The sequence below is a fragment of the Campylobacter sp. RM9331 genome, assembly GCF_020137685.1.
In the GTDB taxonomy this organism is placed as follows: Bacteria; Campylobacterota; Campylobacteria; order Campylobacterales; family Campylobacteraceae; genus Campylobacter_E.
The window spans coordinates 16,567-41,161 of the sequence record NZ_JACGBA010000015.1 but is presented as its reverse complement, the minus strand read 5'-3'; the positions used below and the strand labels follow the sequence as shown (position 1 = coordinate 41,161).

Annotated in this window: 21 protein-coding genes and 1 tRNA gene; 12 read left to right on the top strand and 10 right to left on the bottom strand. The window is 27.6% G+C overall.

What is annotated here, in order from left to right:
• The first annotated feature begins 33 nt into the window (after window positions 1–33).
• The 8 genes from AVBRAN9331_RS06755 (at window position 34) to AVBRAN9331_RS06720 (ending at window position 8,572) form a co-directional block, all read left to right on the top strand.
• A tRNA-Phe gene (locus AVBRAN9331_RS06755) sits at window positions 34–109 on the top strand.
• 102 nt (window positions 110–211) lie between these two features.
• The gene (gene rsmA / locus AVBRAN9331_RS06750; RefSeq protein WP_214117348.1) at window positions 212–979 is read left to right on the top strand and encodes a 16S rRNA (adenine(1518)-N(6)/adenine(1519)-N(6))-dimethyltransferase RsmA; all 768 of its coding nucleotides are present in this window, start codon (window positions 212–214) and stop codon (window positions 977–979) included.
• Entirely contained in the window at window positions 969–2,873 is a 1,905-nt protein-coding gene (locus AVBRAN9331_RS06745; protein WP_250325130.1) for a ribonuclease J, read from the top strand. Before rsmA ends, AVBRAN9331_RS06745 begins: the two co-directional genes overlap by 11 nt.
• 9 nt (window positions 2,874–2,882) lie before the next feature.
• On the top strand, window positions 2,883–3,806 hold the full coding sequence (locus AVBRAN9331_RS06740; RefSeq protein WP_214117346.1) for a KpsF/GutQ family sugar-phosphate isomerase: 924 nt from the start codon (window positions 2,883–2,885) through the stop codon (window positions 3,804–3,806).
• Window positions 3,806–4,570 (top strand): pseudouridine synthase, encoded by a 765-nt coding sequence (locus AVBRAN9331_RS06735; RefSeq protein WP_336612665.1) that lies wholly within the window; start codon window positions 3,806–3,808, stop codon window positions 4,568–4,570. Before AVBRAN9331_RS06740 ends, AVBRAN9331_RS06735 begins: the two co-directional genes overlap by 1 nt.
• Window positions 4,570–5,736, top strand: coding sequence for an amidohydrolase (locus tag AVBRAN9331_RS06730; RefSeq protein WP_336612664.1), 1,167 nt, complete (start codon window positions 4,570–4,572; stop codon window positions 5,734–5,736). Before AVBRAN9331_RS06735 ends, AVBRAN9331_RS06730 begins: the two co-directional genes overlap by 1 nt.
• Before the next feature lie 77 nt (window positions 5,737–5,813).
• Entirely contained in the window at window positions 5,814–6,416 is a 603-nt protein-coding gene (locus AVBRAN9331_RS06725; RefSeq protein WP_214117343.1) for a hydrogenase-4 component G, read from the top strand.
• 788 nt (window positions 6,417–7,204) lie between these two features.
• Entirely contained in the window at window positions 7,205–8,572 is a 1,368-nt protein-coding gene (locus AVBRAN9331_RS06720) for an MFS transporter (RefSeq protein ID WP_214117342.1), read from the top strand.
• Here AVBRAN9331_RS06720 and AVBRAN9331_RS06715 read toward each other — a convergent pair.
• Genes AVBRAN9331_RS06715 through glmU form a run of 7 tightly spaced genes read right to left on the bottom strand, consistent with a single transcriptional unit; the run spans window position 8,569 to window position 14,849 of the window.
• The gene (locus AVBRAN9331_RS06715) at window positions 8,569–9,399 is read right to left on the bottom strand and encodes a 1-aminocyclopropane-1-carboxylate deaminase (protein WP_336612663.1); all 831 of its coding nucleotides are present in this window, start codon (window positions 9,397–9,399) and stop codon (window positions 8,569–8,571) included. The genes AVBRAN9331_RS06720 and AVBRAN9331_RS06715 overlap by 4 nt on opposite strands.
• Entirely contained in the window at window positions 9,400–10,407 is a 1,008-nt protein-coding gene (locus AVBRAN9331_RS06710; protein ID WP_336612662.1) for an LptF/LptG family permease, read from the bottom strand.
• Window positions 10,404–11,174 (bottom strand): prepilin peptidase, encoded by a 771-nt coding sequence (locus AVBRAN9331_RS06705; protein ID WP_214149818.1) that lies wholly within the window; start codon window positions 11,172–11,174, stop codon window positions 10,404–10,406. Before AVBRAN9331_RS06705 ends, AVBRAN9331_RS06710 begins: the two co-directional genes overlap by 4 nt.
• On the bottom strand, window positions 11,164–11,835 hold the full coding sequence (uppS, locus tag AVBRAN9331_RS06700; RefSeq protein ID WP_239802983.1) for a polyprenyl diphosphate synthase: 672 nt from the start codon (window positions 11,833–11,835) through the stop codon (window positions 11,164–11,166). The genes AVBRAN9331_RS06705 and uppS overlap by 11 nt, the downstream gene beginning before the upstream one ends.
• Entirely contained in the window at window positions 11,832–12,407 is a 576-nt protein-coding gene (locus AVBRAN9331_RS06695; RefSeq protein ID WP_214117337.1) for a hypothetical protein, read from the bottom strand. The genes uppS and AVBRAN9331_RS06695 overlap by 4 nt, the downstream gene beginning before the upstream one ends.
• Complete coding sequence (gene coaBC / locus AVBRAN9331_RS06690) at window positions 12,400–13,563, bottom strand: bifunctional phosphopantothenoylcysteine decarboxylase/phosphopantothenate--cysteine ligase CoaBC (protein WP_214120377.1); 1,164 nt, start codon at window positions 13,561–13,563, stop codon at window positions 12,400–12,402. Before coaBC ends, AVBRAN9331_RS06695 begins: the two co-directional genes overlap by 8 nt.
• Window positions 13,563–14,849, bottom strand: coding sequence for a bifunctional UDP-N-acetylglucosamine diphosphorylase/glucosamine-1-phosphate N-acetyltransferase GlmU (glmU, locus tag AVBRAN9331_RS06685; RefSeq protein WP_214120376.1), 1,287 nt, complete (start codon window positions 14,847–14,849; stop codon window positions 13,563–13,565). Before glmU ends, coaBC begins: the two co-directional genes overlap by 1 nt.
• Before the next feature lie 73 nt (window positions 14,850–14,922).
• On the opposite strand from glmU, the gene fliP reads away from it, so the two are divergent.
• Genes fliP through AVBRAN9331_RS06665 form a run of 4 tightly spaced genes read left to right on the top strand, consistent with a single transcriptional unit; the run spans window position 14,923 to window position 20,680 of the window.
• On the top strand, window positions 14,923–15,657 hold the full coding sequence (fliP, locus tag AVBRAN9331_RS06680) for a flagellar type III secretion system pore protein FliP (RefSeq protein WP_214117334.1): 735 nt from the start codon (window positions 14,923–14,925) through the stop codon (window positions 15,655–15,657).
• Window positions 15,658–15,665: 8 nt separating this feature from the next.
• A complete protein-coding gene (locus AVBRAN9331_RS06675) occupies window positions 15,666–16,922 on the top strand; it encodes a TolC family protein (RefSeq protein ID WP_336612661.1) in 1,257 nt (418 codons plus the stop codon).
• 8 nt (window positions 16,923–16,930) lie between these two features.
• Window positions 16,931–17,662: an efflux RND transporter periplasmic adaptor subunit gene (locus AVBRAN9331_RS06670; protein ID WP_336612660.1), complete on the top strand. Its 732-nt coding sequence runs from the start codon at window positions 16,931–16,933 to the stop codon at window positions 17,660–17,662.
• Entirely contained in the window at window positions 17,663–20,680 is a 3,018-nt protein-coding gene (locus tag AVBRAN9331_RS06665) for an efflux RND transporter permease subunit (RefSeq protein WP_336612659.1), read from the top strand. It abuts the gene before it with no gap.
• Window positions 20,681–20,713: 33 nt separating this feature from the next.
• On the opposite strand, the gene AVBRAN9331_RS06660 is transcribed toward AVBRAN9331_RS06665, so the two are convergent.
• From AVBRAN9331_RS06660 to htpG, 3 genes are all read right to left on the bottom strand, one after another.
• Window positions 20,714–21,385 carry a hypothetical protein gene (locus AVBRAN9331_RS06660; RefSeq protein ID WP_239802977.1) on the bottom strand — a complete coding sequence of 224 codons (672 nt, stop codon included), beginning with the start codon at window positions 21,383–21,385 and terminating at the stop codon, window positions 20,714–20,716.
• Window positions 21,386–21,681: 296 nt separating this feature from the next.
• On the bottom strand, window positions 21,682–22,770 hold the full coding sequence (locus AVBRAN9331_RS06655; RefSeq protein ID WP_214149812.1) for a DNA adenine methylase: 1,089 nt from the start codon (window positions 22,768–22,770) through the stop codon (window positions 21,682–21,684).
• A complete protein-coding gene (htpG, locus tag AVBRAN9331_RS06650) occupies window positions 22,770–24,587 on the bottom strand; it encodes a molecular chaperone HtpG (RefSeq protein ID WP_336612658.1) in 1,818 nt (605 codons plus the stop codon). The genes AVBRAN9331_RS06655 and htpG overlap by 1 nt, the downstream gene beginning before the upstream one ends.
• Window positions 24,588–24,595: the final 8 nt, after the last annotated feature.

Sequence of the window (24,595 nt, the reverse complement as noted above, 5' to 3'; positions counted from 1 at the left end):
ATTATCATATATAATAACGGCTTTTACTTCGGTGGTTGGATAGCTCAGTCGGTAGAGCAGCAGACTGAAAATCTGCGTGTCGGCAGTTCGATTCTGCCTCTAACCACCATTTTAAATTTCCCACTTTTTATTATTTTTTGTTTGAGAATTTGAAATAGGAATTTAAGAATAATTTTTCTATACATTAAATATTTTTTCATATACTCCCCAAATGATTAAGGCAAAAAAGAAATTCGGACAAAATTTTTTAAAAGATGAGTTAGTAAAACAGCAGATCATCCAAGCGATACCCAAAGATTTAAAAGCAAAATTAATTGAAATTGGGCCTGGCTTAGGTGATTTAACTGCTCCAATACTTAAAAGCGGTTTTAAATTAACAAGTTTTGAAATAGATGATAGTTTAATTCCTATTTTAAACGAGCGTTTTAATAAAGAGATTTTAAGTGGAGATTTTACGCTAATAAATGCTGATGTTATGAATGTAAAAATTAGCGATGAGCCTTATTTTATATGTGCTAATTTGCCGTATTATATTAGTTCGCAAATTATTATAAATGCTTTATTTGATGATAACTGCATAGGTATGCTTGTGATGATTCAAAAAGAATTAGCAGATAGATTTTTTGGGATTGATTATTGTGCTTTAAGTGTTATTACGGATTTACTTTGTGATAAAGTTAATGTTTGTGAAGTGCCACCTAGTGCATTCACTCCTATGCCAAAAGTAAATTCTAGTGTAATTAAGCTTATTAAAAAGCCTAGTTTGTTGGATAAAAAAGATTTAAAAGCTTTTAATTCTTTTATCAAGATAGCCTTTAATCAACCAAGAAAAAAAATGCTTAGTTCATTTTCAAATAAAACAAAGGTAAAACAAGCATTAGATAAGCTAGAAATTGATGAAAACAAAAGAGCTCATGAAATATCTGTTAAATCATTCTTAGAACTTTTTAAATTACTAAAGGATGAAAATGAATATTGAAGATTTAGAAAAAACAAAAGTAGCAAGAAGTTATGAAAACGCTGAAAACGAAGATGAACTTTTAGAAGAATTAGAAGAAGAAATTGACGATAAAAAAGCTAAAAAGAAAAAAAAGCGTAAGAAAAAAATCTTACCAGCTTCTTTAAAAGGTGATTTAGATTGGCAAAAAGCCTTAGCTGAATCAATGAAAGAAAACGAAAAAGCTCAAGAAAAAAGGCTATATCCTTGGATAAATTACAAAGGTAATGCAAGTGTTAAATTTACTCCATTAGGCGGACTTGGTGCTATTGGTGGAAATATGAGCGTAATTGAGTATGAAGATGAAGCTATTATCATTGATGTTGGAATGAGCTTTCCTGATGCTGATACTTTAGGTGTTGATATTGTAGTTCCTGATTTTTCTTATGTTAGAAAGATAAAAGATAAAGTAAAAGCTGTTCTTATCACTCACGCTCACGAAGATCATATTGGTGCAATGCCTTATTTTTATAAAGAATTTGATTTTCCGATTTATGCTACGCCGCTTCCACTTGGAATGATTTCAAATAAATTTAGCGAACACGGGCTTAAAGATAAATGCAAATTATTTAGACCAATTACAAAAAGACAAATTTATGAAATTGGCTCTTTTAAAGTTGAGTTTATGCATATAACTCATAGTATTATAGATAGCTGTGCATTAGCTATAAATACTCCTGCTGGAACTATTATTCATACGGGAGATTTTAAGATTGACCATACTCCAATAGATGGTTATGCTAGTGATTTACATCGTTTAGCTTATTATGGCGAAAAAGGTGTTTTATGTTTATTTAGCGATAGTACTAATAGTTACCGCGAAGGTGTAACTAAGAGCGAAAGCACCGTTGGTGGGACTTTTGATTTGATTTATTCAAGATGCAAAGGTCGTGTGATTATGAGTACATTTAGCTCAAACATTCACAGAATCCATCAAGCAATCACACACGCACTTGTATATAATAGAAAAGTTTGTATTATAGGTCGTTCTATGGAAAGAAACTTATTTACAGCAATTGAACTTGGATATTTAAAATTTGATAAAAAGATTTTTATAAGTGCTGATGAGCTTGATAAATATCCTGATGAAGAGATATTAATAGTAACTACAGGCTCACAAGGTGAGAGTATGAGTGCATTATATAGAATGGCTACAAGCGAACACAAACATGTAAAAATTAAGCCTAATGATCAAGTAATTATAAGTGCTAAAGCAATTCCTGGTAATGAAGCAAGTGTATCAGGTGTAATTGATTTATTAATGCGTCATGGAGCAAGTGTTGCTTATCAAGAATTTAGTGAAATTCATGTAAGCGGTCATGCAGCAAGTGAAGAGCAAAAGCTAATCTTAAGACTTGTAAAACCTAAATATTTCTTGCCTGTGCATGGAGAGTATTCTCATATTAGTAAGCACAAAGCTAGTGCAATTGCTTGTGGTGTGAATGAAAAAAATATATATTTATTAAATAACGGCGATCAAATGGAGATTAGCTGGAATAAATTAAGAAGATTAAAAACCGTTAAAACAGGTAAAACTTATATAGATAATCAAGTAGATAGAGAAGTGCATGATGATTTATTAAATACTAGAAAAAATCTTGCAGAGCATGGAATAGTGCAGCTTAATCTTCATATTAATATGGGTGCAAGGACGCTAAATCACGCACATATAATCAATTTTGGTTTAGTATCAAATAAACTAGCTCAAGATTTTGCAACTGATGTTAGCAATTATATTAAATTATTTATAGCTGATGCAAAAGATACTTTATTAAAGGATAAAAAGGCATTTGAACCTGCACTAAGAAATGCACTTAAGAAGTATTTTTTCAAAAAATATAAAAAATATCCGTATTTATTATTAAATATTCATTAAGGATAAAATATGCTAGAAATTGCAAAAAACATTCTAAAGCGAGAAGCCTTCGCTTTAGAAGAAGCGTCAAATTCTTTAGATGAGAGTTTTTGTGAAGTTGCTAAGATAATTAGCGAATGCAAAGGGAATTTAATCATTGTTGGAGTTGGTAAAAGTGGTATTGTTGGACGCAAAATTGCAGCTTCGTTTGCTAGTTGTGGGGTAAGGTCATTTTTTATTCATGCTAGTGAGTTAATGCACGGAGATTTAGGAAATATTTGTAAAGATGATGTGGTGATTTTAATTTCTTTTAGTGGTAAAAGCGAAGAAGTGTTAAAAATATTACCATTTTTAAATGATAGAAACGCTACTTTAATTAGCATTTCTCAAAGCAATTCTCCATTAGCGAATGCTTGTAGTTTCAATATTGCTACAAATTGTAATGAAGCAATCACAAATCTACCAGCACCTACTAGCTCAACTACTCTAACTCTAGCTTTAGCTGATGCGCTTTTAGCTTGTGTTATTAATTTAAAAGATTTTAGCGTTAGTGATTTTGGTATAAATCATCCAGGTGGAGCATTAGGTAAAAAGTATTATGTAAAAGTTAGTGATTTAATGCATAAAAACAATCTACCGATAATAAGCAAAAATGCTAGTTTAAAAGACGCTATTATTTGTATGAGTAAGGCAAGTTTTGGTTGTGCTTTATTAGTTGATAATGAAAAATTAGTTGGTTTTTTAAGTGATGGGGATTTAAGAAGAGCTATGGCTAAGGATGATTTTTCTTTAGAGCAATTAGCCTTAGAATATGCTAGTAAAAATCCTAAAACCATAGAAAAATCAGTTTTAGCACATAAGGCGTTTTCTTATATGAAAGAAAACAAAATATCAATTTTAGTAGTTCTTGAGAATGAAAAAATAATAGGATTATTACAATTATTGGATGAGTGATGAGACTTAATAAATTTATAGCACACAATAGCAAGTATTCAAGAAAAGAAGCTGATAAATTAATAAAAGAAGGCTTAGTAAAGATTAATAACAAAGTTTGCTTAGAAGACTGGAGTGAAGTTGAAGCTAGTGATAAAGTTTTTGTAAAAGGTAAAAGAATTTATAAAAAAAGTGAATTTAGCGTCATCGTATATCATAAAGATAAAGGCGAATTAGTAAGCCATAAAGATGAGCGTGGAAGAGCCTTGATATATGATAATTTGCCAAGAGATTTTAGACATTTTAATCCTGTTGGAAGATTAGATTTTTCATCAACGGGCATACTTTTATTAGTAGATAGTCCTGTAATAGCTGATTTTTTAATGCAAAGTAACTTAGAGCGTGAATATTACTTAAAAATTAAAGGAACTATCACAAAAGAAGTAATCAATGCTATGGAAAATGGACTTGAGATTGTAAATAGCTTAAAAGGAGCACACCCAAAAAGCAAAATCACAAATCTTAGTCTAAAGCCTTTTTTAGAATATGAGATTTTTGGAAGTAGTGGTGGATATACAAAACTAAGAGTTATTATTGATGAAGGTAAAAATAGAGAATTAAGACGCTTTTTTGCTGAATTTGATTTAGAAGTAGTGGAGCTTAAAAGGGTTGCTTTTGGTAGGGTTGATTTGGGTGTATTAAAGCCTAAAAAATATAGATTTTTAACCAATAGCGAATACGAAGATTTAAGAAGCTTTTTAAAAGAAAACAAGGTGTATTATTAATGAAAGAATTAAATAATTTACATAAAGAATTTATAGAGTTAAGACATAGCATACACGCAAATCCAGAGCTAGGATTTAATGAGTTTGATACCGCAAAATTAGTTGCAAATAAACTAAAAGAATTTGGTTATGAAGTTTATGAAGGCATAGGAAAAACAGGTGTTGTAGGAGTATTAAAGAAAGGAAATTCTACTAAAAGCATAGGTCTTAGAGCTGATATGGATGCACTTAGTATAGAAGAATGCACAGGACTTGATTATGCTAGTAAGAATGGCTGTATGCACGCTTGCGGACACGATGGGCATACGGCAGGATTATTAATGGCTGCTAAGTATTTAGCAAGTGCTAATTTTAATGGAACTCTTAATTTATTTTTTCAACCTGCTGAAGAATGTTGTGATAATGAAATGTTAAGCGGTGCTATGAGAATGATAAAAGATGGAGTTTTAGAACGCTTTAAGGTTGATTATATTTATGGAATTCATAATATGCCAATTTCACAGATGAAAGGCTATGAAAATAAGAAATTCTTTATGAAAAAAGGCGTAATGATGGCAGGTGTAAGTGCTTATAAAGTAGATTTTATAGGCTTAGGCGGACACGCATCGGCTCCACACTTATGCAAAGACCCAATAAGCGTTGCAAATAATTTTGTAAATGCTTTATATACTTTTAAATCTTTAGAATTAAAAGATAGTGTTGTAAATGTTACAGGCTTTCTAGCAGGGACTACAAAAGCATTTAATATAATCCCAAATGAAGCTAGTGTTATGATAAATGTAAGAGGTCTTAGCAATCAAGAGCTTGAATTTATTGATACAAGAATTAAAGAATTAGCAACAAACTTAGCAAATGCTTTTAATATAAAAGCCATAGTAAAAAGAGCTGAAAATATAAAAGCTACTATCAATAACGATGAAGCACACGAGTTAGCAAGACTTGCTGCTATTGAGAGTTTTGGTGAAGATGAATGTGAGTTTGAACACCCGCATTTAATGGGTAGCGAAGACTTTTCTGCATTTTTAGATGAGGTTAAAGGAACATATGCTTTTATAAATAATGGAGATAGTGCAAATCTTCATCATCCAGAATATAATTTCAACGATGAAGTATTGCTACTAGCTAGTAAGTATTTTGCAAATTTAGTATTAAATTATTTAAAATAAATTTATTTTTATTAAAAAATTAAATAAATTTATTATTTAGCCGATATAAAAAAGACTATATTTAAAAGGAGAAGATTATGAATGTAGGTTCTGTTAGTAATTCAGGTTTTACGAGTGGCTTACCAAAAAGCGTAAAAACTCAAGATGATGCAAGAAATGCTATAAAAGATAATTTAAAAAATATAGGCATTGACTTAGGAGATAGGGATTTAAGCAGTATTAGTGGTAAGGATATTACAAATGCTTATATAGCACAAAGTATGCAAATTAGCTTTTCTCAATTTAATACTCAAGGAAGCATATTTAGTTTTTCAAAAAATGAAATGCAACTTAATACTTTTCTTGGAACTTTAGGTAAATTAGGTGATGGTTTTGAGAATTTACAAAACTTAACTCCTGCAAAAGCTAAAGAATTAATTAGTGAAGATGGCTATTGGGGTAGTAAGCAAACTGGCGATAGAATAGCTGGTTTTGTTCTAGCTGGTGCTGGAGATGATATTGAAAAGCTAAAAGCAGGTCGTGAAGGAATTATGCGTGGTTTTAAAGACGCCGATAAGACTTTAGGTGGTTTTAGCAAAGGATATGCTGATATTGCAAATGCTACAATTGAACGCGCCGTAAAAGCTATAGATGATAAAATAGCTGAATTAGGCGGCAATGTAGTAGATATAAAAGCTTAATTAAATGCCTATTTTTAGGCATTTAATACTTATAAATATAATTAATTTTAAAATCTTAAAAACAAATATTCTTATATTAAAACAATTTAAAATAAAATTTTCATACTAATTAGATAATTTAATCAATTAATTTTAGCTTTTATAATAAAGTAAAATCATTATATTTTGCACTTATAATTTATACATCATAAAACATTAATTACAAAGTAAAATAATTAAAATATATATTATGAAAATAATTTATTTTTATAAGATTTTGCTATGTATTGATTAAACATTTTATAATTTTTCTCTCTTAAGTAATTCTTTAATACTAGGCTTTATGCTATTAAATCCATTGATATAATTTTTATAAATAAATTCCATAATCTTTAAAATTTTGGTTATTCATAATATATAATAAACTTTTCTTTAAACCATCAATGTATTACATAAAACTCTTTGTATCCAACAATAATATGTAATATAGTAGATAAAAAATGTTTTACTCTATTACATAAAGCTCTTTGTATCCAACAATAATATGTAATATAGTAGATAAAAAATGTTCTACTCTATTACATAAAAAATAAAAAATGTTCTACTCTATTACATATTTTTATGTTATCAATACTTGCATATTATAAAAATATTATTGTGTTAAAAACTATAGCTATGCTTTCAGGTTTATCGCTATATATTCATTAATATCGTAAAAATAAAAATTATTCTTTATATAGCTCAATAATTAATATTATTTTAAAATAAATTGAAATAAAATCTCTAAAAATTTTTTAAAAGGATTAAAGATGATTTCTTTTTTAAGACCTGTCAAAAAGGATAGGGTGATTAAAGATGATGAGTTGCTAAGCACTTATTATAAGTATAGAAAACTTTCATTAAGTGGCGTGTTTGTTGGTTATATGGGATATTATTTAGTAAGAAATAATATTACCCTATCTACTCCATTAATTAAGACTGATTTAGCAGTAAATAATTCTGATATAGGTTTAATTACTGGTTCTATGCTAATTGCTTATGGTATTAGTAAAGGCGTTATGAGTGCTTTAAGTGATAAGGCTGACCCAAAAAGATATATGGCTTTAGGTCTTATTTTATGTGCGTTAATTAATGTATTATTAGGCTTTTGTAATGCCTTATATGCTTATGTAGGTGCTGTTATTGCACTTGGAGTTTTTCAAGGAATGGGCGTTGGACCTAGTTTTATTACTCTAGCTAATTGGTATCCTAAAAAGGAAAGAGGAATTTATACTGCTATTTGGAATATAAGCCATAATATTGGAGGGGGTTTGGTAGCTCCAATTATTTCTAAATCTGTTTTAATATTATCTCCTGTATTAGGGATTGCTGCGGCTGATTTTAATGCTACTTATTGGAAAGTAAATCACTTTTATGTCCCAGCAATTTTAGCCTTGTTAATTAGTGTTTATGTTTTATACGCTGTTAAGGGTAATCCTAAAAATGAAGGGTTAAAAGAATTAAACGAGATTAATAAATTAAGAGGTTATGAAGAAGATATTAAAAACTCAGCTTCAACTACTGATTTAAGTAGTAAAGAAATATTTGTTAAATATGTTCTAAAAAATCCTAATGCTTGGTATGTTGCTTGGATGGATACTTTTGTTTATATGATTAGATTTGGGTTGATAAATTGGCTTCCTATTTATCTTTTATCTGTAAAAGGCTTTAGTAAAGAGCAAATGCATACAGCGTTTTTATTCTTTGAATGGGCTGCAATTCCATCAACAATGTTAGCAGGAATTATATCTGATAGATTATTTAAAGGATATAGAATGCCACCTGCAATTCTTGCTGTTTGTATAATATTTTTTATGATTATTGGATATTTTACGAGCGATAATATTTACTACACTATATTTTTTGCAGCAGCAGCTGGGTGTTTAGTATATGTGCCACAATTTTTAGCAAGTGTTCAAACTATGGAAGTTGTTCCTGCTTTTGCTGTAGGTTCTTGCGTTGGTCTTCGTGGGTTTATGAGCTATGTCGTAGGAGCTTCTTTAGGAACTATGCTTTTAGGTGCTATGGTTGATGCTTTTGGTTGGAATGCAGGTTTATATATGCTTTTATTTGCTTGTATTATGTGTATTGTGTTTTCTTTACTTTGCCACTTTGGTGCTAAGAATAAGAAATTTTAATTTATGAGATTATATTTTTTATTATAACGAAGTTCTAAATTCTTAGAACCAATTAATCCGCCTTGATGAATATATAAGATATTTTCTTTTAGTTCATCAAGGTTTTCATAAATTGCTTTTAGACAAACGCTATCATAAAGCAAATCAAACTCAATATTGCTAATATTTTTTGTTAATATAAATAGCTCTTCATAAAGATTTGCAAAATGATATTTTCTAGCAGTTTTTAATAATTTTAGCTTGGAATTTGGATTAAGTTTGTTTATTTGTTTTACAAAATATTCATTAGCATTTACGCAAGATGCTGTAAAAACTCTAGCATTTGAGAGTGTGCTTAGATATTTTTCAAGATAAATCGCACTTGTATAAGTCCCACTTGCTAATACTACATCACAATCTAATTCATTTACAATTTTTGCTATTTCTTTTGCCATTTTATAAAAGCCAAATCTAGCATAATCTTCACAAACACCTTCGCTAATTAAAAAGCTATTATTATCATTTTTATGCAAAGTTTTTGCAAATTCTTTAGGATTATTCGCATAATAAATCACAGCGTTATTTTCTAATGCACTTTTTAAATTCCCACTAATTTCGCATCTTCTAGCACATACAAAAGAAAAATTATAATTATTATTTTTAGTCCAGAGTGCTAGTGCTTGCATAGCATTTGATTGACTTGAGCCATAGCAGATTATGTGTTTATAAGGGAGTTTTAAGTCTTTAAATATATCTAATTTTCTTGCTTTATTGCCGTTAATTTCGCCTAATAAATCATCTCTTAAAATAATCATATTTTTATTAAAAATCTTAAGAGTTGAAAACATTTAATACCTTGATAAAATCTTTTTCCTAAAGCAAATCTTAGAAATTATTAGCGAAGTGAAAAATACAAAAGTAATAGTATAAAAATGATAATTTAAAAACAACATCATAGGAACTAGATAAATTATCAAAAACACAAGCATAGCTAAATACTCGTGGCTTTTTTCATACCTTGAGCTAATAATACTAAATGCTAGTGCGTAATGAACACTTGCAATAGGAAGTAGGCTAAGTAGGACATAGATTACTAATTCTTTTGATTTTGAAGGGGTTTTATAATCTTTCCAATAGTCTTTAAATGATTGAATATTGGTAATTTTTGAATTAATTAAGGTGCTAAAGCTAAGGTTTTTAATCTTTGCAATTTCTGTATTTTGCTTGAAATTATATAGCATTACATTGTCTAAATTAAATGTGATTTTATTATCTTCGTTTAGGATTGTTCCTTGATTGGCTAATAATATTTGTTCGTTTTTAGAATTTGTTTTTGGCAAATATAAAACAATATTTTTATAAATTCCATTCTCTAATTCATCTGCAAAATATATATAATCTCCTAATTTTTGACCAAAATTAGCATTTTTAAGATTAATTTTAGAAAAGGCTTTTTTATAATCAATAAAATTATCATATAAAGAAAAGCTAAGTGGCATTAAAACTATGCTAATTACTAATAAAACCAAACTTACTATAAAGGCTAAAAAGCTAATAAAATTAGCTATTTTTCTAGGGTTTAATCCTAGAGAAAAAAGCATAATTATTTCGTTTTCTTTAGATAATCTTAGAATACACATAAAACAGGTAATAAAAAAGCTAATAGGAGTAGTAAAAATGATGAGTTTTACACTCATAAGAGAATATAATTTAAATAATTCATATAAGCTTAATTCTATATAAGAAGTAATTTTTGCTATTTGAAATAAGACAATGATAGAGCTTACTAAAAATAGCGTTAAAAATATTGATAAAAAAGAGCCTATGAATTGTCTAAATAAATATTTTTTAATCATTGCACATAATCTAAACAAAATTGCCCAACGCTAGGGAAAAACCATACTAAAGCAAGTCCTATGCTTAAAAATGGTATAAAAGGAACTTGTATGTTTTCCTTGCCTTTTATTCTTAGATACATAAAAACAGGTAAACTCACAACAGCTCCTAAAAATATAGCCACAAAACCAAGTTTAATTCCTAATAATGCTCCAATTAATGCCATTATTTCAATATCAGCTTCGCCCATTACTTGAATACATTCATCATCGCTTTTTGCTTTTGCATTCATTATGCTCTCTATTAAAGATTTTAGCAAATACGCACCACCTGCAAAGATTAAAGCATCTTTAAAACTACTTATTGAATGAGTATAAATTAGAGCAAAAATCAAAGTTAGCATTAAAGTAAAGCTAGGCACAGCAAGGTAGCGAACATCAATAATGCAAAGTGCAAATAATAAGCTAAATGATAATGCTAAGCAAATAGAATAAGCAAGATTTTCTAAACTACTAATATCTATGCAATATAAAAATATAAAGCCAACAATTAGCTCAATTAATGGATACTGAATGCTTATTTTACTTTTACAAAACCCACATTTACCACCTAAAACTAGCCAAGAAATAATAGGGATATTGTGATAGAATTTCAATTTGTTATTACAGCTTCCACAAGAACTTGGCGGATAAAAAACACTTTTTCTCTCAGGTAGTCTTAAAATCAATACATTTAAAAACGAGCCAAAAACAAGCCCAAATATAAAAACTAAAATACTAAACTCCACCGAAATTCCTTTTACAAATTCTATAATTTTTAATAATTTCTTTTAATTCATCTTCTTTAAAATCAGGAAACAAAGTAGGGGTAAAAACAAACTCTGCATAAGCACATTGCCAAAGTAAGAAATTTGAAATCCTAAAATGTCCGCCAGTTCTAATCAATAAATCAACATTGTTTTTAATATCTAAATATTTATTAAAATTATTTTCATCTATTTCTTCATCACTTGCTTTTAATTTTTTAAAAGCTCTTAAAATCTCATCTTTTCCGCCGTAATTTATGCCTAGATTAAAAATAATTCTTGAGTAATTTTTAGTTTTTTCTTCAAACTCATTAATTAAATTCTTAGTATCCAAATCAAGAACACTAATATCTCCAAAGCTTTTAAATCTAATTTCGTTTTTTATAAAATTGTTTAATTCACTAGATAAGTATTCTTTAAGTAGTTTGAAAATAAACTCAATTTCTTCTTTAGGTCTTTTCCAATTTTCGGTAGAAAATGCAAACAAACTAAGCTCTAAAACGCCTTCTTCAATACAAGCTTTTACCAATCTTTCAATAGTTTTTGCACCTGCTTTATGCCCGAAACTTCTTAATAAACCTTGATTTTTAGCCCATCTACCATTACCATCCATAATGATTGCTAAATGATTTAACTCGTTCATAAATTTCCTTTATAACTAAGGCTAAAAAAATCATCTTTATAAGTAGTTAATTCTACATTTTGCGAATATTCAAAGCAGATTTTTTGAACCTTAGAAAAGCTAGTTAATATTTTATTATCATTTAAAAAAAGGCTTAATTTAGCAAAAACATCATAATAAATTGCTAATTCATTTTTTTTCTTTCTATATTCAATTAATATAGGTTTTCCTTCAAGCAAACAAGGTAAATATAAAATATCTTCATTCAAAGCAAAAAGCATTGTTTTATAGCATTCATAATCTGATTTTTGATTTGTTTGGATTAATGAATTAATTAGCGTGTATTTAAAATCATCTCTAAAAGCGATTTTTAATAACTCAAAACAATCATAATCAATATAGGCAAAAACCTTATCAGCTTGAAGATTTTTAAAGACTAAACTATCATAAATTTCAGCTAAATAATAAGTGTTTGGCTCTAAATTAATGTTTGATTTTGTGGTTAATTCTTTTTTACCAATTAATAATTTGTAGCGATTAAACATTAATTTATCAATTACTTTAAACTTAATTGGCAAAACATCATTAAACATCAGCTTTTACTCTATCAAAAATAATTTTTGCTAAGTTTTCTTTAGTATCAAAATACCCTTCACTAATGCCTGAATAATCACAGAAAAATATCTCGTTTTTACTTGAGCCAAATTGAGTATGTTCTCCTAAAATATTAAGACATAATAAGCTTAAACCTTTATTTACTAAAGCTTTTTTTGCATTATCATAGGCAGTCTTTTCATCACACTCTAGCTTAAAGCCGATTTTTTTACCCGAAAAATTAAAAGTAGCTAATAAATCATCATTAGGTCTTATTTTGATATTAAATTCTTCATCGAATTCATCTCTTTTTATTTTTCTTTCTTGTTTGATAGGGATAAAATCACTAACTGCAGCACACATAAATAAATAATCAAATTCTTTATAATCTTGCATTAAGGTTTTTAATTCAGCACTTGTATCGTAGCTTAATTGTGTGAAATTTTCATTTTTAATCTCATCACATCTAGCCTTTAAATACACCACATTTGCACCCCTTAAATAAGCTTGTTTAGCTAGTGCATCTGACATAGTTCCACTTGAATAATTTCCTATATTTCTTACTAAATCAATGCTCTCACGAGTGCCGCCGCCTGTTATTAAAATATTTTTTCCCATATAGAATTTATCTTTATAAATTTCTCTTAAAGTTGCTAGAAAAATATCTTTTGTATTAGCTAAAGCTCCTATGCCAAATTCTTTACAAGCTAAGGTTTTGCTAATTGGCTTTACTATTTTTACACCTAAACTCTTTAAATATTCTAAGCTTTTTTGAGTTTGACTTGCTAAATACATATTAGTATTTGCTGCAGGTGCTATTATTAGTGGTTTGTTTGAAGCAATTAAGGTGCTTAAAAATACATTATCACAAACTCCATTAGCTAGTTTATTTATTGAATTAACACTAGCAGGAGCAAATACAACAGCATCACAATCTTTTGAAAACATTATGTGATTTTTATCATTTTCCCAGCTTTCATTCTCACTTGTTAAAACGCTTTCACATAATGCTTCATAAGCTAATTTATTTACGAATTTCAAAGCCCCATCACTTAATAAAGCTTTTACTTTAATTCCTTCTTCTTTAAACATAGAAATTAATTCAAAGCTTTTATAAAAGCTAATACTTCCACTAACACATAATAATACTTTCATTAAAAATCCTTAAAATTATTAAAAATCACGCCTTTATTACGCTCTATAAATAAATCTTTTGCTTTTAATTTAGCAGCGTCTTTATTGCTAATCGTGCTACCTGCTGCAATTAAAGTATCGCTAGGTATTGTAATTGGTGCTATTAGGTTTGAGTTTGAGCCTATGAAGACATTTTTACCGATTTTGCTTAGGTGTTTGTTTTTGCCATCGTAATTGCAAATTATCACACCACAGCCAATATTTACACCGCTACTAATCTCACAATCTCCTAAATAAGCTAAATGCCCAGCTTTTACATCTTCTAATTTTGCATTTTTGCATTCTACGAAATTACCGATTTTACTATCTTTAATAACGCATTTTGGACGAATTCTAGCCATTGGTCCTATGCTTGAATTAATTATCTCACTATTTTCTATAACGCTATTTGCTAAGATTTTTGAGCTTTTTATAATAGAATTTGCCTTAATCACAACTCCGCTTTCAATCTCACAATCATTGCTAATTTGTGTATCAAGCTCTATGAAAATACTATCTTTATTATGCATAATAACGCCATTTATAAGCAATTCATCTTTTATTCTTTTTTGCATAATTTGCTCGGCTTGTTCTAAATCTAATTTATTATTAATGCCTAAAAACTCAATCTCATCAAAGGTGCATTCGCTAACGCTTATTTTATCATCTATAGCCATTTTGATAATATCAGTTAGATAATATTCTTTTTGAGCGTTGTTGTTGTTTAGCTTAGGAATGTAAGTTTTTAATATATCTTTACTGATTTTATAAATTCCAGCATTACACAAAGTGCATTTTAATTCTTCATTGTTTGCATCTTTTGTTTCTACAATTTTACTTATTTTATCGTTTTCTTTAATCACTCTTCCGTAAGAATTAGCACTATATTTATTAAAAGTGCTTAAAACTATTTTAGAATTTGTATTAGCTATAATTTTTAGACTATTTTGTGTGATTAAAGGCATATCAGCATTTAAAATCAACGCTTCTTCGTATTTTGGCTCATAATTTATTAAAGCCCCGCCTGTGCCTTTATGATTTTGCATATCTTGATATATATATTTTAAATTAGAATAATCTTTTAAATGCTCTTTTATAGCGTCTGCTTGATGGTGTAAAATCAAAGTTATATCATCACTAAGTTGCAAAGCATTTTCAATAATAATTTTAATTAAAGATTTCCCACAAATTGTATGCAAAGGTTTTGCTAAATTACTATTCATTCTAGTGCCAAAACCAGCTGCTAGTATTACTATGCTTAATTTCATATTTTTCCTTTAGATTTTAAGAAAATGTTAGCAAGTTTTGGATAACATTTTTAAAAACTATTTAAGGAAATTAGTGAAAAAACTATTGCTTTTATTATTGTTTTCAGTGTTTATTTATGCTGATACTCCACTTAGCGTTCCTACATTAAATCTAAATCTAAGCGCACCAGAAACGCCTAGCCAATTAGTAACTACTTTAAATGTAGTCATAGTTTTAACTATATTAGCTTTAGCTCCTAGTATTATATTTGTATGCACTTCGTTTTTAAGATTAGTTATAGTGTTTTCGTTTATGAGACAAGCTATGGGAACACAAGCAATGCCGCCTAATACAATTTTAATATCTTTAGCACTTGTGATAACTTTTTTTATAATGCAACCAGCTGCTAATAAATCTTATGAAACAGGAATTAAGCCTTATTTGGAAGAAAAAATAGGCTATGAAGAAGCATTTGCATTAAGTGTTAAGCCGTTTAAAGAATTTATGCTTAAAAATACTAGAGAAAAGGATTTAGCACTATTTTATCGCTTAAGAAATATTGATAATCCTAAGAGTATTGATGATGTAGATTTAGTAACTTTAGTTCCTGCTTTTATGATTAGTGAATTAAAAACTGCATTTGAGATAGGATTTTTGCTATACTTACCTTTTTTAGTAATTGATATGGTTGTATCATCGGTATTAATGGCTATGGGTATGATGATGTTGCCGCCGGTTATGATATCTTTACCATTTAAAATTCTAATTTTTGTCTTAGTTGATGGTTGGAATTTATTAATTGGTAATTTGGTTAAAAGTTTTACATAGGAAAAAATATGAAAAAATTATCTTTAATTTTATTAAGTCTTAGTTTGCTGAATGCAACTAGCTTAAAAACTATGCTAGAAAGTATTGAGAATAATGAGCAATTAAAAGCTAAAAATTATGAAACTTTAAGCAAAGAAGAAAGTGCAAAAAGCGTAAAATACAAATACTATCCTAGTGCTACTTTACAAGTTGGATTTGTTAGTTTTGATTATGATAGATATATAATAAATCCAAATAATTTAACAAATGTGAGTTTAGCAATAGATGCTTTAATTTATGATGGTAAAAGAAATTCTAATATAAATCTTGCGAAAAAAAATCACGAATTAAGTCAAATTGAATTAGAAAAGGCTAAAAATGAATTGGAATTTAATTTAGTAAGTTTATATTATTCTTATTTAGCTTTAATGGAGAATATTGAATATAAAGAGCAGAATTTAAAATATTTAAATGCAAGTTTAGATAGACTAAAAAGTCTTAATAAAGTAGGTTTAAGACCTAATGATGAATTAGAAATCTTTAATGCAAAAGTTGAATTAAATAAAAGTGAATTAAGTTCTTTATATTATCAAAAAGATGAGATATTAAGTAATATTTATTTGATAACTAATAATAATTTTATTCCTACAAAAGGCAGTGCTATTATTTATGAAGATAGTGCTAATAAATCTTATGATATTAAAATAAATTCTTTAAAAGAAGAGATGAGCGAGCTTAATAAGGATTTATCATTAGCACCATTTAAACCTACTATTTTTGTAAAAAATATTGTGGGATTTTCAAAAAATAATTTCAATTATTCTTTATATGCTCCGTTTGATATGATAGTAAAAGAAAGAGTAAAAGAAAAAATGTTTTCAAATATATTTATGCTAGGTTTATCTTGGAATGTTTTTTCTTTTGGAGCTGATAAAAAAGCTTATGAGAGTGCAAAACTTAGTAATTTAGCTGCTAAAGAAATGAATATATATAGCAAAAAATCAGTTAGTGAAAAGGCAAAGCTATTAATTCAAAAAATTGCATTTATACAAGAAGAAATAAATGCTAATGAAAAGCTTTTAAATGCTAGCAAAATTGCTTATGAGAGTATTGCTAAAAAATATGAAGCTGGACTTGTTGGATATGTTGAATATTTAAATTCTTTAGAAACTATGCAAGGAGCTTTGGCGAAGCTTAGCTTAAGTAAAGCTAAATTTGAAATATCTAAGGCAGAATTATTACTTGCTAAAGGTATCATTATTAAAGATTTTGTAATTGATTTATAGGAGAAATATTGAAAAAATTAGTAATTTTATTGATTAGTATTAATTTATTTGCTGATTCTATTTATGCGAGTTTTGATGTGGTTGCTCAAAAAAGTGCTAAATTATCATTGCAATCTTTTGGTATTGTAAATAAAATAAATGTAGATGTAGGTAAAAGCGTGAAAAAAGGTGATATTTTATTAGAACTTGATAGTTCAATTGAGCAAGTTGGATTAGAAGAATCAAATGTTCAACAAAAATTAGCAAATGAAGCTTTAACTTTAGCAATTAGCACTCTTAAAAGATACGAGCAAGTAAAATCAGTATTGAATGAACAAATTTTAGATGAAATTAATTTTAAAAAAAGCGAAGCAGAACAAAGACTAAAATCAGCAAGAATGTCTAGTAAAAAATATGAAACTTTAATAAATCAAAAAAAGTTAAAAGCTCCTTTTGATGGAGTAATTACAGCAAAATATATTGAAGTTGGAGAAGGCGTAGCAAGTCCTAATCAACCTTTATTGATTTTAGATAGTTACCCTGAAGTTAAATTACTTTTAAGTTTTGATGAAAAGTATTCTGATAAGGTTAAAGTAGGTAATACTTATGAATATAGTATAAATGGTTTAAATATGAAGGGTGTAATTAGTAAGGTATATCCAAATATAGATATAAAAACTAGAAAAATTTATGCAGAAGTCTTAGCAAATGATATACAAATTGGTTCATTTGGAGATGGTTATATTATTACGGATAAATAAATGTTAAAAATTGCAATTAATAGACCTGTTACTATTTTGATGACTTTTTTAGGGTTATTGATTTTTGGTGTTATATCAATTTTTACAATGCCAATTAATTTATATCCTAATGTTGATATTCCACTTGTTAAAATCACTACATTTGCAAATGCTGATTTAAGCTATGTAGAATCTCAAATTACTAAAAAGTTAGAAAATCAAATTTCAGGTGTTAGCCAGATAAAAAGAATTAGTTCAAAAAGTTTTAATAATCTAAGCGTAATAGTCGTAGAATTTGAACTAGGTAAAGATTTAGAAATAGCAGTAAATGATATTCGTGAAAAAATATCAAAAATGAAATTAGAATACCCACCAAGTGTTGAAAAAGTCTCATCAGATGCAGGTGCAGTTATGAGTATTTTTATCTCATCTAAAGATTTAAACGATAAAGATTTAATGCAGTTGATTGAAGATGATTTAGAAGGCGACTTTCAGCGTATAAAAGGCGTTGGAGAAGTTAAAATGGTAGGGTATTTAAAAAACAATGTAAAAATTGATTTAAATATAGATGAATTAAACAAATACCATATTAACTCTTTAGATGTGGCAAAACTGATAAAAATGCAGAATTTTAAAACCTTTTTAGGAAGTATTGAAAATGAAGCTAAAAATATTACTATTAAAGGTTATTTTGATTCAAATAGTGTAGAAGAATTAGAACAATTAAGAATAGCTCCAGGAGTATTTTTAAAAGATGTAGCAGATATTAGTATAGGCTATACTTCAAAAGATAGTTATGCTTATTTTAATGGAGATAATGGAGTTTTAATAGAGCTTAAAAAAATCACAGGTCAAAATAGTTTAGAAGTTGCTAAAAATATTAAACAAGCTTTAATAGGTATTCAAGATTATCATAAAAATATAGATTTTAGTGTTGTGTATGATAAATCAGAAAATATTACAAAACACATATATCAAGTTGTATTTGATATGTGTTTAGGGGTGATTTTAACAATTTTAATAGTATTTTTATTTTTAAGAAATATTAGTGCTACTATTATTGCTAGCATAGCAATTCCTACTTCAATTATTTCTAGCTTTTTTTTAATAGATTTATTTGGATACGATTTAAATCGTTTGACATTAATAGCACTTACTTTATCTATTGGTATATTCGTAGATGATGCTATAGTTGTAATTGAGAATATTAGTAAAAAGATTAAAACAGAAAAAAATGCTTTATATGCAAGCTATGAAGGTATTAAGGATATTGCTTTTTCTGTATTTAGTATCAGTATAGTTTTATTATGCGTGTTTATTCCGATTTCGTTTATGAATAGTATTTCTGGTTTGTTTTTTAATACATTAGGAATGAGCGTTGCTTTTGGGGTAATTATTTCGTTTTTAGTTTGTGTATTTTTAGTCCCAACCATCAGTGCTAGATTTTTAAATGTTAAAGAGAGTAAGTTTCACGATAATACAGAAAAGTATTTTACTAGACTAGAACAATGGTATGAAAATACTCTTGATACTATATTAGAATACAAAAAGATTTTTATAGGTATTATTTTTATTTTATGTGCTTTATCTTTTTCTTTAGCACCTAAAATAGGACTTGATTTCTTACCTATGGAAGATGATAGCGAACTTCAAGTTCAAATAGAATCTAAAAAAGATGTATCAATAGATATTATGGAAACTAAATCTTTAGAAGTTTTAAAACAAATTAAAGAAAATAAAAATGTAGATTATGCTTATTTATTAGTAGGCTACGATGATGCAAAAGATAGAAAAAAATCTAAAATATATGTTAAGTTAAAACCATTAGATGAAAGAACTGAAAGACAAAAAGAAGTTGTTTCTAATCTAAGAGATAGTTTGAGTTTAAAAGAATTTAAAATCAAAGTTTTAGAAATACCTAAATTTGAAGGTGCAGGTATTGATGAGCCGGTTCAGTTTGTATTATTAGGTGATGATTTCCCTTCTTTAGTAAGTGCTAGTAGAAGAGCAAAAAATATTTTAAGCGAATTAAAAGGCGTTGTTGATATTAGCGATGATATTGATGCTTATGCAGATGTTTTAGCTATTTATATAGATAAAGAAAAAGCAAGAAAATTAAATGTAAATACTCAAGAATTAGCAGGGATAATTCAAACTTCTTTTGCTCACGCTAATGTTGGGGTTTTAGATGGTTTAAAAGATAGTAAAGATATATTTATTCAACTTGAAAAAGTATCTAAAGAAGATATGAAATCACTTGAAAAAATACAAATAAGAACTATGGATAATAATGTAATTAGTTTATTAAATGTAGTAAATATCAAACTAATTAAGGATAGTAGTAGTATCAATAGACTTAATAAAACTCGTTCTGTAAAAATTACTGCAGGAGTTGATAGGGTTTCTTTAGATGAGGTAAAAACAAAACTAGAAACTAATATGAGTAAAATTATGCAAAATACTGGATTAAGATATACATTTACTGGTTTTATTGACCTTTTAGAAGAAACGATTATTGGTTTTATTATGGTTATGATTTTGTCGTTTTTATTAATTTATTTAGTATTAGCAGCTCTTTACGAAAGCTTTATTGTTCCATTTGTAATAATGATTACAATGCCACTTGCGTTTGCAGGAGCTTGTATTGGTCTTTATTTGACAGGCAATACATTTTCTTTATTTGTTTTGGTTGCTCTTATTTTGTTATTTGGAATGGTTGGCAAAAACGCAATTTTATTAATTGATGTTGCAAATAAATTATGTGATAGTGGAGTAGGGGTTAAAGAAGCTCTTAAAATAGCTGGCAAAAGTAGAATTAGAGCGATATTAATGACTACGATTGCTATGATTTTTGCAATGCTACCTTTAGCTATTTCACACGGAGCTGGTTATGAGAGCAATTCTCCTATGGCAGTTGCAGTAATTAGTGGTCTTATTAGTTCAACCATATTAACACTTTTTGCTATTCCTGCAATTTATGAAGTATGCTATAAATTAGATAGAAAGTTAAAAAGAATTTATAAAAGAGATTTAATTTAAGGTTTTTTATCTTTTGGATAAAAAACCTAAGTTTTAAAATGAATAGCCTAATCCTATTCCAAAATTAACGCCTTTACCTACTAAATTATTATCATAGCCTACTTTTACTTGAGTATAAAACCCATTAAGTTGTCTTGAAATACTATAACCTAATGATATATCTCCTGATAGGACTGATTTTTCTTTTATATTATTGTTTGTGTAGTGCTTAGCAAATAATCTCATTCCAAGTATTAAATTGCTGTCCAAATACGATTTAGCAGCAATTCCTAGCGTTAATAGATTTGATTTTAAATTCTTATTAAAATTAGCGTTTTTTATAATATCACTACTTAAATTATATTTAGCCTTTTCATATCCTACACCGCCTAATAAAGAAAGCGATATATTGTAAATATCATTATAAAATCCATATCCACCTAAAGCTGTGAAATTATATAAATCAATATCAGTTTTGCTTCCTTGATTGCCTATAAAAAACCTTGAATATATATTAAAATGGCTAAAATCTATTCCACCTACAAAATCATTATCATAATTATCCATTTTGTATAAATATACACTTGCGTTTAAGGTGCTAGATAAATCATTGTCAAAAATATTATTTTTATCTTTAATACTTGCACCTAGAGTGTTAAATTCTATAAAAGTTTGAGATATTAATAAATTGCTACAACAAAGTAAAGAAAAAATGATTTTTTTCATAAAAACTCCTTAAATAATTTATACAAATAATATTTGCATAGGTAATTATATTTTAAATATTATATCTATGGATAATATAAATAATAATTTTTATTAATTAGTATTTTTATCAAACAATAATAATAAAGCTTTTGATTTTATAAAAATATATTTTGAAAGTGTGTTTTTAAATTCTTTTAATAAAAATATAAATATTTATGATAATTTTAAGTGTTTATTATAAGTAGTATATTTTGTAGATAAAAACAAGGCTTTAGGTAGTTTTTATGATTAAGCATATTAAATCATATATTATTTTATATTTTTTTAAGGATATATAAAATCTCTTTTACATGGATTTTACGATTGTTTAGATTTCTACTTGCTCTAAAGGTATTATATTTTTGCTCTAATATATTTAAGCTACCAAATTTTAAAAGAGTATTTTTAAATTCATCTTCACTTATTATGCCTTCGTTGTTATATGAGATTAAAATTATTTTTGCTTTTAGATTGTTTATTAGTTCAAAAAAGCTTTCGCTAGCTGTTTTTTTAGAATTATAAACGCTTTTATTCCAATCCTTTGTAATACCTGAAACCTTAGAAATATCTTGTGGTTTAATATAATTTGTAATTAGATTTAGCATAAAATAATTTGAGCCATAAGGGTGTTGATTGTAAGGTGGGTCAATATAGCATAAATCACAATCAAGCTCATTTGCTAAAACATTTGCGTCTTGCCAAAACACATTAAAAGGCACATTATGGTTTGAAAAAATAGGCATTGCTAATTCAATATTAGCAATGATTCTACTAAGAGCATTTTTGCCACTTCCGCCCCATTCTCCTATGCCGTTTTTATTTTTGTAAAAGCCTTTAAAAACACCACTTGTATTTACTTTTACACTAGCTTCATATAAAAGTGGTGCTAAAAAGTATTTTTTATATTTGTGATTTTCTAGCAATAATCTTGCTGTATCAATATAACTAGCATTATAATTTGTATAAAAAGCTCTATCATTTTGAGTGATATTTAGCTCATCTTTAGGAGAGTAAAGCTCTCTTATAAAGCCGTTTTCATTAAAATTATTAATGATTTGCTCTTTTAGTTTTTTATGCTCTATTTCAAGCTCTTTATAAAAATTATTATCAATATTTGATAAATAGCATTCGTTGATTGCTTTACTATAACTTTCTAAATCATTTGCTATTAAATAGTTTGAGTGTTGTTTTAAAAATCTTGCGACAATGCCACTACCACTAAACAAATCAACCGAGCTTAATTTATCTTTTTTAAGCTCGGTTTTTGCATATTTTACGCCTTTTTCAATAAAGCCTAATAATGAGCGTTTATTGCCTAAATAAGTAATTATTTGTTCGCTTAAATAGGCTTTGTTTTCTTGCATTAAAACGCTTTTTTAGCTAGATTTATAACAGCTTCGTTAAACTCACTAACTTTAGCAAATTCTAAGCCTTGAGCAAGTGCTGCGGTGCCATAAGCTATAAATGCTAGATTTTTAAGGCTATCTTCGTTATTTTCGTTTATTAGTTTTGCTACTAATTCGTGTTTTGCATTTAATTGTAAAACGCCTTTAGCATTCATTTTTTCTCCGTTAAATTGAGCCATCATTTTAGCCATCATATATTCTTGGTCTTTAGTATCATAAACTAAGCTTGATAATGAGCTTTCTAAAGAATTAGATAAAACTACTTCTTTTACATCATTTTCTAATATTTTGCTTAGTTTTTCACAAAAGCCTTTTTGCTCTTCGTTTAATTCATCTTTTTTGATTTCATCAACTTCGTTTATAGCTTTTAAATCAAAATCTTTATATTTATGAACCATAGGAATTACGATTGGGTCAATCTTGTCGCTTAAAAGCAATACATTTATGCCATTTTTTTTGTAGCTTTCAAGTAAAGGTGAGTGTTTTAATAATTCTTTATTTTCACCGATTAGATAATAAATAGTTTTGTTTTCGCCTAAATTAGCACAATATTCATCAAGTGTGATTTGACTATCGTTTTGACTATTATCAAATTTGCATAATGCTAAAATTTCATCTTTGTTCGCACTTGGGTCAAATAATGCTTCTTTTAATACAGCACCAAATAATTTATAAAACTCATCATATTTATTAGCGTCATTTTTTTGTAATTTTTCTAATTCACCTAAAATCTTTTTAGTGCTGATTTCTTTGATTTTTCTTAAAATTACATTTTCTTGTAGTATCTCACGGCTTACATTTAAAGGTAAATCCTCAACATCAAGCACACCTTTAACAAATCTTAAGTAACTTGGTAAAATCTCTTCTTTTTCGCTAATTAATACTCTTTTTACATAAAGTTTTATACCTTTTTCATAATCTACTCTATATAAATCGTGTGGAGCATTTGCAGGGATAAAAAATAAGCTTGAATATTCTAAAGAACCGCCCTCGCTTTTAGTATGAACATATAAAATCGGCTCTTTGCTATCATAACTTATGCCTTCATAGAATTTTAAATAATCTTCTTTTTTAAGGCTTGTTTTGTTTTCTCTCCATAAAGCTTTTGCTTTATTGATTTGCTCGAATTTTAATTCAGTTTTAGCGTTTTCTCCTTCGCCAACACTTATCTCTTTTTCTAAGAAAATCGGATAAGAAATATGATTTGAATACTTGCTAACTAGGTTTTCAATAGTGTGAGTGTTTAAAAACTCATCATCTTTTAAATGTAGAACTATTTTTGTGCCAAAACTATCTTTATTTGTTTTAGTGATTTCATAACCATTTGTATCAGAACTCCACAAAAACGAATCATTGCTTAAGGCTTTTTTAGTATAAACTTCAATTTTATTTGCAACCATAAATGCTGAATAAAATCCAACACCAAATTGACCTATCAAATCGCTATTTTTCTTAGCATCTTCGCTTAAATTTTCTAAGAATTTCTTAGTTCCACTTGAAGCAATTGTGCCTAAATTATTATTTAAATCAGCTTCGTCCATACCTATGCCGTTATCTTCTATGATTAATAATTTAGCGTCTTTATTAATGCTAATTTTAATACTAGGATTAAAGCTAATTCCTTTATAAGCTTCATCGCTAAGGCTTAAGAAATTTAGCTTATCTATAGCGTCGCTTGAGTTTGATATAAGCTCTCTTAAAAATATTTCTTTATTTGAGTAAAGTGAATGAATCATTAAATTAAGTAATTGATTTACTTCGGTTTTAAATTCCATATTTTCTC

Excerpts from the sequence above, each read along its gene's own strand:
- rsmA (WP_214117348.1), top strand. The coding sequence starts at position 212 with ATGATTAAGGCAAAAAAGAAATTCGGACAAAATTTTTTAAAAGATGAG.
- AVBRAN9331_RS06745 (WP_250325130.1), top strand. The coding sequence starts at position 969 with ATGAATATTGAAGATTTAGAAAAAACAAAAGTAGCAAGAAGTTATGAA.
- AVBRAN9331_RS06740 (WP_214117346.1), top strand. The coding sequence starts at position 2,883 with ATGCTAGAAATTGCAAAAAACATTCTAAAGCGAGAAGCCTTCGCTTTA.
- AVBRAN9331_RS06735 (WP_336612665.1), top strand. The coding sequence starts at position 3,806 with ATGAGACTTAATAAATTTATAGCACACAATAGCAAGTATTCAAGAAAA.
- AVBRAN9331_RS06730 (WP_336612664.1), top strand. The coding sequence starts at position 4,570 with ATGAAAGAATTAAATAATTTACATAAAGAATTTATAGAGTTAAGACAT.
- AVBRAN9331_RS06725 (WP_214117343.1), top strand. The coding sequence starts at position 5,814 with ATGAATGTAGGTTCTGTTAGTAATTCAGGTTTTACGAGTGGCTTACCA.
- AVBRAN9331_RS06720 (WP_214117342.1), top strand. The coding sequence starts at position 7,205 with ATGATTTCTTTTTTAAGACCTGTCAAAAAGGATAGGGTGATTAAAGAT.
- AVBRAN9331_RS06715 (WP_336612663.1), bottom strand. The coding sequence starts at position 9,399 with ATGTTTTCAACTCTTAAGATTTTTAATAAAAATATGATTATTTTAAGA.
- AVBRAN9331_RS06710 (WP_336612662.1), bottom strand. The coding sequence starts at position 10,407 with ATGATTAAAAAATATTTATTTAGACAATTCATAGGCTCTTTTTTATCA.
- uppS (WP_239802983.1), bottom strand. The coding sequence starts at position 11,835 with ATGAACGAGTTAAATCATTTAGCAATCATTATGGATGGTAATGGTAGA.
- AVBRAN9331_RS06695 (WP_214117337.1), bottom strand. The coding sequence starts at position 12,407 with ATGTTTAATGATGTTTTGCCAATTAAGTTTAAAGTAATTGATAAATTA.
- coaBC (WP_214120377.1), bottom strand. The coding sequence starts at position 13,563 with ATGAAAGTATTATTATGTGTTAGTGGAAGTATTAGCTTTTATAAAAGC.
- glmU (WP_214120376.1), bottom strand. The coding sequence starts at position 14,849 with ATGAAATTAAGCATAGTAATACTAGCAGCTGGTTTTGGCACTAGAATG.
- AVBRAN9331_RS06675 (WP_336612661.1), top strand. The coding sequence starts at position 15,666 with ATGAAAAAATTATCTTTAATTTTATTAAGTCTTAGTTTGCTGAATGCA.
- AVBRAN9331_RS06665 (WP_336612659.1), top strand. The coding sequence starts at position 17,663 with ATGTTAAAAATTGCAATTAATAGACCTGTTACTATTTTGATGACTTTT.
- AVBRAN9331_RS06660 (WP_239802977.1), bottom strand. The coding sequence starts at position 21,385 with ATGAAAAAAATCATTTTTTCTTTACTTTGTTGTAGCAATTTATTAATA.
- AVBRAN9331_RS06655 (WP_214149812.1), bottom strand. The coding sequence starts at position 22,770 with ATGCAAGAAAACAAAGCCTATTTAAGCGAACAAATAATTACTTATTTA.
- htpG (WP_336612658.1), bottom strand. The coding sequence starts at position 24,587 with ATGGAATTTAAAACCGAAGTAAATCAATTACTTAATTTAATGATTCAT.